The 14,096-nt window shown below is 70.9% G+C and carries 9 protein-coding genes; 1 reads left to right on the top strand and 8 read right to left on the bottom strand.

Annotation, left to right across the window (positions count from 1 at the left end; all coding sequences use genetic code 11):
• Nucleotides 1-4: 4 nt before the first annotated feature.
• From ACZ6ZD_RS27580 to uvrA, 7 genes are all read right to left on the bottom strand, one after another.
• Nucleotides 5-487: a hypothetical protein gene (locus ACZ6ZD_RS27580; protein ID WP_465676817.1), complete on the bottom strand. Its 483-nt coding sequence runs from the start codon at nucleotides 485-487 to the stop codon at nucleotides 5-7.
• A complete protein-coding gene (locus ACZ6ZD_RS27575; protein WP_465676816.1) occupies nucleotides 487-8,166 on the bottom strand; it encodes a toxin glutamine deamidase domain-containing protein in 7,680 nt (2,559 codons plus the stop codon). Before ACZ6ZD_RS27575 ends, ACZ6ZD_RS27580 begins: the two co-directional genes overlap by 1 nt.
• A 72-nt stretch (nucleotides 8,167-8,238) precedes the next feature.
• Nucleotides 8,239-8,568, bottom strand: coding sequence for a hypothetical protein (locus ACZ6ZD_RS27570; protein WP_465676815.1), 330 nt, complete (start codon nucleotides 8,566-8,568; stop codon nucleotides 8,239-8,241).
• A complete protein-coding gene (locus ACZ6ZD_RS27565) occupies nucleotides 8,565-8,927 on the bottom strand; it encodes a DUF6507 family protein (RefSeq protein WP_465676814.1) in 363 nt (120 codons plus the stop codon). The genes ACZ6ZD_RS27570 and ACZ6ZD_RS27565 overlap by 4 nt, the downstream gene beginning before the upstream one ends.
• Nucleotides 8,928-9,027: 100 nt before the next feature.
• Nucleotides 9,028-9,333, bottom strand: coding sequence for a hypothetical protein (locus tag ACZ6ZD_RS27560; RefSeq protein ID WP_171673126.1), 306 nt, complete (start codon nucleotides 9,331-9,333; stop codon nucleotides 9,028-9,030).
• 14 nt (nucleotides 9,334-9,347) lie between these two features.
• On the bottom strand, nucleotides 9,348-9,668 hold the full coding sequence (locus ACZ6ZD_RS27555) for a hypothetical protein (protein WP_465676813.1): 321 nt from the start codon (nucleotides 9,666-9,668) through the stop codon (nucleotides 9,348-9,350).
• Between the two features lie 197 nt (nucleotides 9,669-9,865).
• Nucleotides 9,866-12,874 (bottom strand): excinuclease ABC subunit UvrA, encoded by a 3,009-nt coding sequence (uvrA, locus tag ACZ6ZD_RS27550; RefSeq protein WP_465676812.1) that lies wholly within the window; start codon nucleotides 12,872-12,874, stop codon nucleotides 9,866-9,868.
• A gap of 193 nt (nucleotides 12,875-13,067) precedes the next feature.
• Between uvrA and ACZ6ZD_RS27545 the strand changes: the two genes are divergently transcribed.
• Nucleotides 13,068-13,727: an MBL fold metallo-hydrolase gene (locus ACZ6ZD_RS27545; protein ID WP_465676811.1), complete on the top strand. Its 660-nt coding sequence runs from the start codon at nucleotides 13,068-13,070 to the stop codon at nucleotides 13,725-13,727.
• Nucleotides 13,728-13,733: 6 nt separating this feature from the next.
• Here ACZ6ZD_RS27545 and ACZ6ZD_RS27540 read toward each other — a convergent pair whose 3' ends face one another.
• Entirely contained in the window at nucleotides 13,734-14,093 is a 360-nt protein-coding gene (locus ACZ6ZD_RS27540) for a 5-carboxymethyl-2-hydroxymuconate Delta-isomerase (RefSeq protein WP_465676810.1), read from the bottom strand.
• Nucleotides 14,094-14,096: the final 3 nt, after the last annotated feature.

Genomic DNA, 14,096 nt, shown 5'->3' with positions numbered 1-14,096 from the left:
CGGTTCAGCTCCTCGCTTCCGGCACCCAGCCGCGCCACTGCCCGGCGTCCGGTGCGTCCATCGTCGTCCCCGGAGGGAAGACGTGCACACCATAGCCGGGCCGGTAGGCCGCGACGAGTTCGTCAAGATCGTGGGTGAGCGCCATCCCGACGTCCGGACGGGCGGCGGCCAGCCGGTCGAAGACCAGCCGCGCCTCGTGCCGCTGGACGGCCTCGTCGCCACCGAGCCAGATGTCGATCTCGATCTGGAAACCGTCGATCGCCTGGACGTCCTCGGGCGCCGGACTCGGCTCCACGTGCAGGTTCGGCTGGATCAAGTAGCCCAGCACCCCCTGCACGGTCTGCGCCGGACCGCGCAGGCCGTACTGGTCCGGACCCGCACCGGCGGTGTCCGGGATCGGCTCGAGCCCGAGCACCTGCGCGAGGCTCGTCACCTCGTCCGGCACACTCCAGCCCGCCAGCACGAAGATGTTCTCCCGCGCGGCCATCAGCTCTCCTTCAGGTACGTGACCAGCCGGCCGTCGCCGAGGATGACGTTGACCTGCCCAGCCACCGCCTTACCAGGCTGCTCGAGCGCCTTCTGGTACGCCCGCTGCGCTTCGTGCTCGGTCAGACCGGCGTTCCGGCCGTCCACGACCACCTCGCCGCCCGGCGGCACCTGGTCGCTGGCATCGTTGATACTGCGCCTGGCCGCGTTCGCCGTACCACTGCTCAGCGTCTTGGACTCCGTGATCCGGCCCGGGTCCGCCGGGTCGTGGCGAACCATCGACTCCGGGTTCTTCAGGTGCTGCTTGGCGTGGTCCGCCGGCCGCGCGTCCACCCGCCAGCCCTCACCCTGCAGCCGGTCGGCGATCGCCCGCTCGTTGGGCCGGAACGCCCCGGCCTGGTCGTGGACGCCGGGCGCGAACCGCTCCCCCAGCGCACTGGGCTGAAAAGCTGGATCGAACCCCTGCTGCGAGCCGGCGCCGTACGCCGACTCCCCCGGCGTCCAGTCCCCACCCTGCTGCGGTGCCTCGTGGTGCTGCGGCGTTTGCTGCTGCGGGGCCTCGTGTTGTGGGGCCTCGTGCTGGGAGGTCTCGTGCTGGGGGGCGGTGTGCTGGTCCGGGGTCGCCGGGTGCTGGGCGCCGGAGCTCGGCGGCGGGCCGCTCTCCGGGCGCAGGTGCTTGAGCTCGTCGGGCAGGCCGCCGGGGAAGTGGTAGTCCAGGTCGGCGATGTCGATCTGGTGGACCACGATCTTGTCGACCTTGTAGTCACCCATGTGATGATCGAAGCTGATCTTCGGGCTGACGCCGATCGTCACGTACCGGACGTCGTCGGGCACGGCGACCTCGACCTCGGTCCCCTCACCCTCCAGCCCCTTCCGCGACGTCAGCCCGCCCAGCGGAGCGCCCTGCCGCGTCTTGACCTCCTTCACCACGCCGATCCGGTCCGAAACCGTGGTGAACGACGCGCTCACCTTCGGATCGATCGACATGTGCTGGAACGCCCGGACGTGCTGAACGCCGCCCACCGGGAACGCCTCCTGGGCCCACTGCAGCAGCCCCTGCGGCGTCGTCCCCTTGGGAGCCCGGACGCCCTGGTACAGCGTCCGCGGATCGACCGGCGGCTCCACCTTGCGCAGCGCGGACTGGAAATGCCGCGCCGCCGTCACCGCCTCCGCCGAGATACCCATCGACGCGTCGTCCACCAGCTTCGCCAGATCGTCGACCGAGTACCCCTTGTGCATCGCGCGGTTGACGGTCGAGAACTGGCTCGCCGTCATCGTGTCGATCGCCCGGGCCTCCTCCGGCGTCACCCGCCGGGCGAAGTCCTCCGCCTCCACGTCGTACTGATGCTTGGCCCCCGGCTCCATCGCCCGATGCCGCTGCGCCGCCCCGAACCCGAAGTCCTCCGGGTAGAAGTCCGGCGTACTGTCCGGCTTCGCCGGCGTCGCATCCGCCTTGCCCGACGCCTCCGCCGCGTTCCGCTGCGCCGCCCCCGCATCCGCCCGACGGACGTCGTCCGCCGAAATGCGCTGGGTGGCGTCCGCATCCGCCCGACGGATGTCGTCGGCCGAGATGCGCTGAGTGCTGTCCGCATCCGCCCGACGGATGTCATCCGCCGACACCCGCTGCGTGGCGTCCGGATCGGCCCGATGCCCAGGCGCGTCGTTCAGGTCACCTGTACGCCGAGCAAACGGATCCGGCTGCTGCGGCCGCTCCCAAACCGGCCCATCCGCCTGCCGCGGCTGGCTCGGCTGATGCGGCTGGTTCGGCTGGTTCGGCTGACGCGGCGCATCCGGCTGACGCGGCTGGTGAGCATCCGGCTGGCGCGGCTGCTCGGTACGAGTCGGCTCCGGCTGACGCGGCGCGTCCGGCTGCCGGCCGCGCGCGTCGGCGTCCCGGATCGTCTCCGACGAGACCCGCTGCGTCGCATCCGGGTCACCCCGGTGCCCAGGCCCGTCGTTCAAATCACCCGTCCGCCGAGCAAACGGATCCGGCTGCTCAGGCTGCCGCGGCCGCTCCCACGTCGACCCCTCGGGCTGCCGCGGCTGCTCACCGCGAGCCTGCTGCGGCTGGTGGGCCTCCGGCTGACGGGGCTGATTCGGGACGTCGGACTGACGCGGGGCATCCGGCTGCTGCAGCTGGTGGGGCTGCTCCGCCTGACGCGAGGCCTCCGGCTGACGCTCCTGGTCCGGGGTCTCCGACTGACGGGCCTGCTGCGGCTGGTGGGCCTCCGGCTGACGAGGTTGATTCGGGACGTCGGGCTGACGCGGGACATCCGGCTGCTGCGGCTGGTGCGCCGCCTGCGGCTGTCGGGGCTGCTCCGGCTGACGCGGGGCGCCTGCCTGACGCGAGGCGTCGGGCTGCTGCCACTCCCGGCGGCTGATGCCCTCCCCTGGCGTGTGGCCCGGTGCCAGCCGCTCGGTCAACGGCGAGGCGGGCTCACCGTCGAGCGCATCGCGCACCGACCGACCTCCGCCATCCGCCTCCGGCGTCCGGCCCGGTGCCTGCTCACCCAGACGCGACGCCACCGGCGACTCACCGTCCAGCGCGTCACGGACCGACGATCCGGCCTCCGGTGTGCGCGGCTGCTCACCCAGACGCGACGCCACTGACGACTCGCCGTCCAGGGCGTCGCGGACCGGCGGACCGGCGTCCGGCGTGCGCGGCTGGTCGCCTAGGCGCGATGCCAGGGGCGACTCGCCGTCGAGCGCGTCGCGGACGGACTGCGGACCAGCATCCGACGCACGCGCCGCCGACCCGTCACCCAACCGCGAACCAACCGACGACTCGCCGTCCAGGGCGTCGCGCACCGGCGAACCCGCCTCTGGCGTCCGCGGCTGCTCACCCAGACGCGACGCCACCGGCGACTCGCCGTCCAGGGCGTCGCGGACCGGCGAACCGGCGTCCGGCGTACGCGGCTGGTCGCCTAGGCGCGATGCCAGGGGCGACTCGCCGTCGCGGACGGGCTGGGGAGCCGCGTCCGGTGTGCGGGGCGGTTGCGGGCCGTCCAGGCGGCTCGGGTCCCAGGCGGGGGTTTGGGCATGGGACGGCGTACTGGAGCCGTCGGGCGTCAGGCGTGCGGAGAACGAGTCGTCAGCCTGGCCGCGTGATGCGGGTCGCTGCTGAGAGCTCTCGTCGCCGAAGCGGGTCTGCGACGCCGGTGGGGTGTCGGGGCGACGCGGCGGGCCTTCCCAGCTCCCGCCCGGTTCGCGGACGCTGAAGTCGATCCGGTCGATGTGGCTCGTCACCGGCAGCTGATTGCCGTGCTTGATCATGTTGTTGATCGCCGCACGGTGCTCGGGGCTCCCCTTCGGCAACTGCTTCAACGCCGGCGACGGCTGCGCGTCGATCCACTTCATGCTGCCGTCGGCGTCCACGAACGCAGTCAGCCAGTGACCGCCGCCCTTCGCGTACCCGACGCCGATCATCGCGTGTGTGCCCGGCGGGCGGCCGTGCAGCGCGTTGCGGACCTGCTGCGCGGCCTGGTTGTTGAACTCCAGGCTGCTCGGGGTCCGCGGGTCGCGCACCAGCTTGCCCGGGAAGTCGTCCAGGCCCATCCACTCGAGCGTCTCGTGCGGATGTTCGCCGCCCTTGAACTTGTTCCCCGAGGCCATCCGCGGCGGCTCACCGTTGAACACCTCGCAGACCGAGCGGGACACATCGCCGCAGTTCATCCCGTAATGCGGCGATTTGTCGAAGTCCGGGTTGATCTTGTCGACCCAGTCCCGGACGTTCTCCACCGGGTTGTCGCCGACGGCGTCCCGCAGCTGGCCGCGCCGGACGTCGAGCGGGTCCGGCTTGATGTGGTTGAACGGGTCGACGTCCGCCCGCAGCTTGTTCGGCGCCGGCTTCAGGTAGTCCGGCTTCATCTGGTCGATGAGCTTCTGCCGTTCGAGCGGGCTGTCGTACTTCGGGTCGTTACCCGCGTCGAACCTCCGCTGCGGCTCGCTGCCGTGCGTGTAGAAGCGGTCCTGCGGCCCCGGGTTCGGGTCGTACCCCGGCTCCCGGCCGGACGGCGGCGTGTCGTTCAGGCCACTCGGGTCGCGGTAATCCGGTCGCGACGGGTCCGGGCGCCCACGTCCGTCGTCCGCACGCCGCCCAGTCCCCGGACCACGATCCGCGTCCGGCGTCCGGTCAGTCGTGGACGTCCGGTCGTTCCCTGGGGTTCGATCGGTCGTGGGAGTCCGGTCGGCGTCCGGCGTACGCCCGGCATCCGGTGTACGGTCGCCGTCCGGTGTGCGCCCAGCGTCGGGGGTGCGGCCCGCGTCCGGTGTGCGGCCCGCGTCGGGAGTGCGTCCCGCGTCGGGAGTGCGTCCCGCGTCGGGGGTGCGGCCGGCGTCGGCCGCACGGTTCGGCGGGACGCCGTCGAGGCGCTCACCGATCGACGGCTGCTTGCCGTCCAGCCGGTCCGCGATCGACTGCCGGGGAGTCGGCGGAACCGGGTCACCGGCCAGCCGCTCCGCAATCGTCGGCGGCTTCCCGTCCAGCCGATCCGCGATCGACTGCCGGTCAACCCCAGGCGTCCGCCCCGCATCAGGCGTGCGCTGACCATCCGGCGTCCGATCCCCCTCCGGGGTGCGGTCCGCGTTAGGCGCGCGATCGCCGTCAGGCGTGCGGTCCGCGTCGGGAGTGCGGTCCGCGTCAGGAGTGCGGTTTGTGTCGGGGGTGCGGTCGCCATCCGGCGTGCGCCCAGCCTCCGGCGTCCGATCCCCGTCAGGCGTGCGGTCGCCATACGACGTCCGATCCCCCTCCGGAGCGCGGCCCGCGTCAGGTGTGCGATCGCCATCCGGCGTGCGGTGTGCCTCGGGAGCGCGGTCACCATCCGGCGTACGACCAGCCTCCGGCGTCCGGTCCGCGTCAGGCGTGCGCCCGGCCTCCGGCGTGCGGTCGCCGTCCGGCGTGCGGCCAGCCTCGGGAGTGCGGTCCGCGTCGGGCGTGCGTCCGGCCTCCGGCGTCCGGTCCGCGTCAGGCGTGCGATCGCCATCCGGCGTGCGGTGTGCGTCGGGCGTGCGGTCACCATCCGGGGTACGCCCGGCCTCCGGTGTCCGGTCCGCGTCAGGCGTCCGGTCGCCGGCCGGGGTGCGGTCGGCGTCGGGCGTGTGGTCTGTGTCAGGTGTGCGATCGCCGTCCGGGGTGCGGTCCGCGTCCGGGGTGCGGTCGCCGTTGCGGGGGGTGTCGGGGGTGGCGGCGCGGTTGGGTGGGACGCCGTCGAGGCGTTCGCCGATGGTGGGCTGTTTGCCGTCCAGGCGGTCGGCGATGGACTGGCGTGGGGTGGGGGCGACCGGGTCGCCGGACAGGCGCTGGGAGATCGTTGGCTGCTTGCCGTCGAGGCGTTCGCCGATGGTCTGCCGGGACGTGCCGGGGGTGTTCGGGGTGCCGGTGCCCGGGGTGTTCGGCGTGCCGGGGGTGCCGGGGGTGCTCGGTGCGCCCGGGGCGTGCGGTACGCCGGGGTGCATCGGGGGCATCATCGGCGGGACGACGGGGTCGGCCGCGCGTGCTGCCGGGGCCACGTCAGGTGTGTGCGTGCCGGGGACGCTGGGGTTGTTCGGCGTTCCGGTGCCCGGGGTATGCGGGGTGCCGGTTCCCGGCACGTTCGGCGTACCTGTGCCTGGGAGGTTCGGGGTGCCCGAACCCGGCAGGTTCGGCGTGCCTGAGCCCGGGAGGTTCGGCGTGCCTGAGCCCGGGAGGTTCGGCGTGCCGGTTCCTGGGGTGTGCGGGGTACCCGTTCCCGGGAGGTTCGGCGTGCCGGTCCCCGGAGTGTGCGGGGTGCCCGTGCCGGGGGTGTGCGGCGTGCCGGTCCCCCGGGTCGGGGTCTCGTCGATCGAGCGGAGCTCCCCCGCGTCCGGGGCGTCCGGCGTACGCGGCGTGTTCGGGCCACCGGGCGTACCCGGGCTGTTCGGCGTGTTCGGGGTTCCCGGCGCGTTCGGCGTGTTCGGAGTGCCCGGCGCGTTCGGAGTACCGGGAGCGTTCGGCGCGTTCGGGGTTCCCGGTGCATTCGGCGTGTTCGGAGTACCCGGTGCATTCGGGGTACCAGGCGCGTTCGGCGTACCTGGTGCATTCGGCGTACCCGGTGCATTCGGCGTACCTGGCGTCCCCGGTGCGTTCGGAGTACCCGGAGCGTTCGGGGTATTCGGGGTGCCCGGAGTGTTCGGGGTGCCGGGAGTGTTCGGGGTGCCGGGAGTACCAGGCGTGTTCGGAGTACCCGGCGTCCCTGGGGTGTTCGGAGTGCCCGGCGTGTTCGGCGTCCCCGGCGTCCCCGGCGTGTTCGGCGTACCAGGCGTGTGCGGGGTTCCCGGAGTGCCAGGGGTGTGCGGCGTGCTCGGGGTGTCGGGGAAGTTGGGGGTGTGGGGGGTGGTGGTGGGGGTGGTCGGGGAGGGGGTGTCGACGGAGCGCATTTCGGGGGTGTGCCCGACGCTGGGGACGTCGACCTTGGGGACCTGGACCTTGAAGTTCTCGCCGACGATCGGGATCTTGGCGACCTGGTCGACGACGCTCTTGACGGTGGGGATCTTGACGGCGGCGTTCAGCGCCTTGTCGGTCAGGCCGGCCTTGAACGCGCCGACCTTCTCCGTCAGCGTGACGGCCTTGATCGCGACACCGCTCATCGCGCCGAACTTGCCGGCCATCGCGGCGCCCTTGACCGCGCCGCCGACGCCGCCCGTGGCCACGGTGGTGACGATGTTGGTCAGCGTCATGCCCAGCGCCTTGCCCGGGTTCTTCGACCACTCGTCCCAAGCGACGATGCCCTTCAGCATCGCGACGCCGGACTCACCGAGCTCCTTGACGAACTGCGGCCGGGTGTCCAGGCCGGTGAGTTTGTCGAAACCCCACCAGGCCCATTCGACCGGCGCGTACATCAAGTGCGCGCCGAGTTGCCCGACGCCTTTCCAGGCGTTGCCGGCGTCCTGCCAGGTGGGCAGCTCCCAGCCCCAGAGGTTCTCCTTGGCCCATTCCTTCGCGCCCGGGATCGACGCGATCGCCGGCAGCACCGGGATCAGCGTCAGGAGGCCCTCGACCGCCTCGCCCAGACACTGGACGACGCCGACCAGCACGTTGCCGACGAAGTCGATGGTGTCCTCGTACCAGGGCTTGTCGCGCTCCTCGTGCTTACCCCACGGGTCCTCCGGCGGCTCGCCTTCCTGCTGCTTCTGCTCCTTGGGCTGCTCGCCCTCGCGCAGGCCGGTCTTCGGGTCCCACGCCTTGCCGCCGTGCAGTTTGACGATGTCGCTGGCGACCGCGAAGCACAGGTTCGGCAGGTGCTCCTTCATGATCTTGTTGACGTCGTCGACCATTCGGTTGCTCTGGTTGACCATGTCTTCTTTTTTGCGCCAGTCCGGATCGGCTTTCATCTTCGCCGTCCAGTCGATCGCCTCGCGCCGGATCTGGCGGAGCCGGTCGAGGTGACCCTTGGTCTCGCGCGCGAGCCGGTCCAGGTGCCCGGCCATCGGCGGCAGGCTGCGGCCGAACTCGCCGAGGTTCTTCTGCACCTTCTGGGTGGACTGGATCAGCAGGTCGCGCTCCGGCGCCTGGTAGCAGCCCTCGAGGCGGCCGAACGTACTGTGCACGTTGTTGCCCACGTCGACGATCGGCTGGCCGAGGTCGCGCATCGGCCCGGCGTTCAGCTCGAGCGACTCCACCAGGTGGTGCAACGGCGCGATCGGGATGCCATCGGGCTTGATCATGTCAGTTCGTTCCTCGGTCCCACGGGGTCAACAGGGTCATCCGGTACGTCGGTACGACGCGGCAGGGCTCAGTCACGCACGCGCGGCGGCGATCGCGTCCTCGAGCGTCAGCTGGCTCGGCGCGAACACGCTGATCCCGCGGTCGGCGACCAGGTACATCTGGTTTGCGTAGCCGGGCGGGACGAACAGCAGGAACTCGTCCTGCGCCCGCGCGTCCCAGCCGGCCAGGTCCTCCGGCGTCGCGGCGTACTCCGGATCGTCGGGCGATTGCGCGGTCAGCCATTCGGCCAGCCGCGCGCGGGCCGCCTCGATCACCGGGTCACCGGTCACCGGCGGCTCGGCTGCCGGCGGAGGCGGCGGGGTCTGCTGGGACAGGTCGGCGCTGTACTGCTCGTCACTCATAGGGCGACGGCCCGCCCCTGGCTGGCCGTCCCCGGGACGACGCCGTTACCGGCGGCGCGCTGGGCGTTGGCAGCCATCTCGGTCTGGCCCGCGTTGTAGGCCTTGACCGCGTTGGTCGCGCCGGTCAGCGAGGCCTCGACCTGCGTCGCCGCGGCCTGGATGATCGGCTGCCAGTGCGCGCCGTACTCGCTGACGGCGACCGCGACCACGGTGAAGACGTCCCACTTCAGCGCGACGGTCACGTTGTTCAGCCGGTCGTTGTACGACTTCGAGTGCGCGTTGAACGGCTCGACCGCGGTCGCGGTCTTCTGCAGCACGTCACTGACGGCGGCCACGTCGATGTTCCACTTGGCGTTCACGTTGTACTCCTCGGATCCCCCGGGTCTCCCCCGGCATGACCGCGGACCCGAACGTCGCCGCGCGCGGAACGTCCGGGCCCAGGCCAGACAGTGGCGGCGATCAGCCGTTGATACCGGAGACGGCGCTGCTCGCCTTGGCGATGGTCTCCGACGCGGTGGCGTCGTTGGACTTCATGACGCCCTCCAGCGACTTGATCAGCGCGAGCGTCGCGTCGGCGGCCTTGTTGAACCGGCCCTCGACCGCGCGGTACTCGTCGGTGACCTTGGTCGCCGAGGCGTCCGCGAGCGCGGCCGCGACGTTCTTCTTGTGGCCCTCGATCAGGGTCGTGATCTGCGCCGCGAGGCCGGACAGGTTCGACTGGACCTGGCCGGAGGCGCCGCTGTCATAGGCGTTCGTGTTCGACATCGTCGTCTCCGCTCTCAGCTGTTTCCGAACTTGGCCGCGTTGAAGTCCGCGGCGCCCTGGGCCTTCTTCGCGTTCTGCGCGAGGTTCTGCTCACCTTCGCGGAACGCGGCGTCCATCCCGGACTGACCCTTGTTGATCGCGGCGAGACCGGCGTTCAGGTCGGCGGCGATCCCGTCGACGTTGCTCTTGAACGAGTCGAACATCTGCTTACCGGCACCGCTCATCTGACCCTCCAGTGGCTGCGCCGCAGCCACCAGGCGCTTCACCAGCCCACCGAGGTCCTGGGTGTTGTTACCCGTCTTCTTGGCCAGGTCACTCAGGGTGTCCGAGCCCATTTTCCAACGGTCGCCGCCCACTGTCTCTCCTTCGATCGGTTTCGTGCCGCACCGCAACGATAGACGTCCCGCCGGGTCATTCGGTTCCGCCGGGCGGACGTTGGCAAAGGCAACGAAAACAACCCCCGCCACCAGCCTGACTCAGGCCGGTGGCGGGGACGTTGCCGGACGACGGGTGATCGCGCGGCCGGGCCGGGTCAGCCGGCCGCGCGTTTGCGGGCCGCTGCCTTCGCCGGCGCCTTCTTGGCGGCCGTCTTCTTCGCCGGGGCCGCGGTCTTCTTCGCGGCGGCCTTCTTGGCCGGCGCCTTCTTCACCGCGGCTTTCCGGACCGGCGCGGCGACCTTGGCGCTGGGTTTGGCGGCCCGGCCGGCCAGGATCTCGCGGAGGAACTCGCCGGTGTAGGACGCCGGGTTGGCGGCGATCTCCTCCGGGGTGCCCTCACCGACCAGCGTGCCGCCCTTGCGGCCGCCGTCCGGGCCGAGGTCGATGATCCAGTCGGCGGTCTTGATGACGTCGAGGTTGTGCTCGATGACGAGGACCGAGTTGCCCTTGTCGACCAGGCCGCCGAGGACGCCGAGCAGCTTGCGGATGTCCTCGAAGTGCAGACCGGTGGTCGGCTCGTCCAGCACGTAGACCGTGCGGCCGGTCGAGCGCCGCTGCAGCTCGGAGGCCAGCTTCACGCGCTGCGCCTCACCACCGGACAGCGTCGGCGCCGGCTGACCCAGCCGGACGTACCCCAGCCCGACCTCGACCAGCGTGGTCAGATGCCGGGAGATCGCCGGGATGGCGGCGAAGAACTCTGCGGCCTCCTCGATCGGCATGTCCAGCACATCGGCGACGGTCTTGCCCTTGTAGTGCACCTCGAGGGTCTCGCGGTTGTACCGCGCGCCGTGGCAGACCTCGCACGGGACGTACACGTCGGGCAGGAAGTTCATCTCGATCTTCAGCGTGCCGTCACCGGAGCACGCCTCACAGCGGCCGCCCTTGACGTTGAACGAGAACCGGCCCTGCAGGTACCCGCGGACCTTCGCCTCGGGCGTCTCGGCGAACAGCTTGCGGACGTGGTCCCAGACGCCGGTGTAGGTGGCCGGGTTGGACCGCGGCGTCCGGCCGATCGGCGACTGGTCGACGTGGATGACCTTGTCGACCTGGTCCATCCCGGAGATCTTGGTGTGCCGGCCGGGGACCGCGCGGGCGCCGTAGATCTGCCGGGCCAGCGACGTGTAGAGGATGTCGTTGACCAGCGTCGACTTCCCCGAGCCCGAGACGCCGGTGACCGCGACGAAGACGCCGAGCGGGATCGAGACGTCGATGTCCTGCAGGTTGTTCTGGCGAGCGCCGTACACCTTCAGCTCGCGGCCTTCGGTGAGCGGCCGGCGGACGGCGGGGATCGGGATCTCCCGGCGGCCGGACACGTACTGCCCGGTGATCGAGTCCGGGTGGCTGCGCAAGTCCTCGACTGTGCCGGAGACGACCACCTGGCCGCCGTGCTCACCGGCGCCGGGGCCGATGTCGACGACCCAGTCGGCGGCGTCGATGGTGTCCTCGTCGTGCTCGACGACGATCAGCGTGTTACCGAGGTCCTTGAGCCGGACCAGGGTGTCGATCAGCCGCCGGTTGTCGCGCTGGTGCAACCCGATCGACGGCTCGTCGAGTACGTACAGGACGCCGACCAGCCCGGACCCGATCTGGGTCGCCAGCCGGATCCGCTGCGCCTCGCCGCCGGACAGCGAGCCCGCGGGCCGGCTGAGCTGCAGGTAGTCCAGGCCGACGTCGAGCAGGAACCGCAGCCGCTCGCCGATCTCCTTCACCACCCGCTCGGCGATCTGCCGCTCCCGCGAGGTCAGCTCCATGTCGCGCAGGAAGCCGTGCACCTCGTCGATCGACATCGCGCTGACCTCGGCGATGTTCTTCCCGCCGAGCGTCACGGCGAGCGAGATCGGCTTCAGCCGGGCGCCGTTACAGGCCAGGCACGGGACCTCGCGCATGTACTCCTCGAAGCGCTCCCGGCCGGTGTCGCTGGAGGCCTCGGCGTGCCGGCGCTCGACGTACGGGATGACGCCCTCGAAGGTCGTGTAGTACGAGCGTTCGCGGCCGTAGCGGTTCTGGTAGGAGACGTGCACCTGCTTGTCGTGGCCGGTCAGCAGCGACTTCTTCGCCTTCGCGGGCAGCTCGGCGAACGGCGTCGTCGTCTTGATCTTGAGGTCCTTGGCCAGGGCGGCCAGCAGGCGCTCGAAGTACTGCGAGACGTTCGCCCCCGACCACGGCTGGATGGCGCCCTCGTCGAGCGACTTCTCCGGATCCGGGACGAGCAGCTCCGGGTCGACCTCCATCCGGGTGCCGAGACCGGAGCAGACCGGGCAGGCGCCGTACGGCGAGTTGAACGAGAACGAGCGCGGCTCCAGCTCGTCGATCTGCAGGGGGTGGTCGTTCGGGCAGGCGAGCTTCTCGGAGAAACGGCGCTCGCGGCCCGGGTCCTTGGCGTCGAGATCGACGAAGTCGAGCACGACCAGCCCGCTGGCCAGGCCGAGCGCGGTCTCGACCGAGTCGGTCAGCCGCTGCTTCGCCGAGGTCTTCACCGCGAGCCGGTCGACGACGACCTCGATGGTGTGCTTCTTCTGCTTGTCGAGTTTCGGCGGGTCGGTGAGCTGGATCGTCTCGCCGTCCACCCGGGCCCGGGCGAAACCCTGGCCGCTGAGCTGGCGGAACAGGTCGACGTACTCGCCCTTGCGGCCGCGGACGACCGGGGCCAGCACCTGGAAGCGGACGCCGTCCTCGAGCTCGAGGACGCGGTCGACGATCTGCTGCGGGGTCTGGCGCGCGATCGCCTCGCCGCACTCGGGACAGTGCGGCCGGCCGGCCCGCGCGAACAGCAGCCGCAGGTAGTCGTAGACCTCGGTGATCGTGCCGACCGTCGAGCGCGGGTTCCGCGAGGTGGACTTCTGGTCGATCGAGACCGCCGGCGACAGCCCCTCGATGAAGTCGACATCGGGTTTGTCCATCTGGCCGAGGAACTGCCGGGCGTAGGCCGACAGCGACTCGACGTAGCGCCGCTGGCCCTCGGCGAAGATCGTGTCGAAGGCCAGGCTGGACTTCCCGGACCCGGACAGCCCGGTGAAGACGATCATGGCGTCCCGGGGCAGGTCGACCGAGACGTCCTTCAGGTTGTGTTCGCGTGCTCCGCGCACGATCAAACGGTCAGACACAAGCTCACTCACAGCCGTTCTCGAGGGGTATCCGGGACATGCCCGGTCATGCTAACGAGGGCCACCGACAAAAACTTCCGGCTGCCGAGCGGAGCAACCGTTTCGAAAGTATATTCGATCGCGACCGGGGTTCCGCGCAAATCGGGTCAGGTGCAAGGATCGGGTACCCAACCAGAATCCAGGGAGCAGGCGCATGCCGGAGTACCACGGAAACGTCGAGGTCGGCGGACCCGCGCAGACCCACGAGCTGGCCAAGCTGATGATCACCAAGGTCGCCGTCGGGCCGATGAACAACAACGCCTATCTGCTGCGCTGCCGGCAGACCGACGAGCAGGTCCTGATCGACGCGGCCAACGACGCGAGCACGCTGCTGACGCTGATCGGCGACGGCGGCCTGGCCCGCATCGTCACCACCCACCGGCACCCCGACCACTGGGAGGCGCTCGCCGAGGTCGTCGCCCGCACCAACGCCCCCACGGTCGCCGGCCGGCACGACGCCGAGGGCATCGGCGTCCCCACCGATCAGCTCGCCGACGAGGGCGACCAGATCTCCGTCGGCGACTGCAGCCTGCGCGTCGTCCACATCGTCGGCCACACCCCGGGCTCGATCGCCCTCGTCTACGACGACCCGGACGGCGCTCCGCACGTCTTCACCGGCGACTGCCTGTTCCCCGGCGGCGTCGGCAACACCGACAAGGACCCGGCCCGCTTCACCTCACTCATCGACGATGTCGAGGCCAAACTCTTCGGCACGCTGCCCGACGAGACCTGGGTCTACCCCGGCCACGGCAACGACACCACCCTCGGCGCCGAGCGCCCGCACGTCCAGGAGTGGCGCGAACGCGGCTGGTGAGCCGCCTCACTCCCCCACAGTCAGCTTGCTGTACGACCCGAGGTCACGCACCTCCGCGGTGAGCTGGACGCTCAGCCCGTCGGCCGGCTTCAAATGGTCGGACGCCGTGCTGAGCACCAGCTCACCCAGCCGCGCCTTCAACGCGTCATCACGCCCCGGCAGCACCGCCACCGACACATGCACCATCGCCACCCCGCCGTCCCCGGCCCCGATCACCGCCTCCTCCAGCCGGACGAACCGCGTCTTGAGCCCCGGCACCGAGCTCCCGATCAGCTCAGCGGCCACCGGATGCAAAGCCAGCGCGAACCCCCGCCGGTCGAACACATCGGTCAGGGACTCGGAGTACTCCACGACAATCTGCGGCATGCC

Source organism: Kribbella sp. NPDC104218, assembly GCF_055584105.1.
The sequence above is the reverse complement of the archived record's forward strand: the minus strand, read 5'-3'. Positions and strand labels throughout refer to the sequence as shown.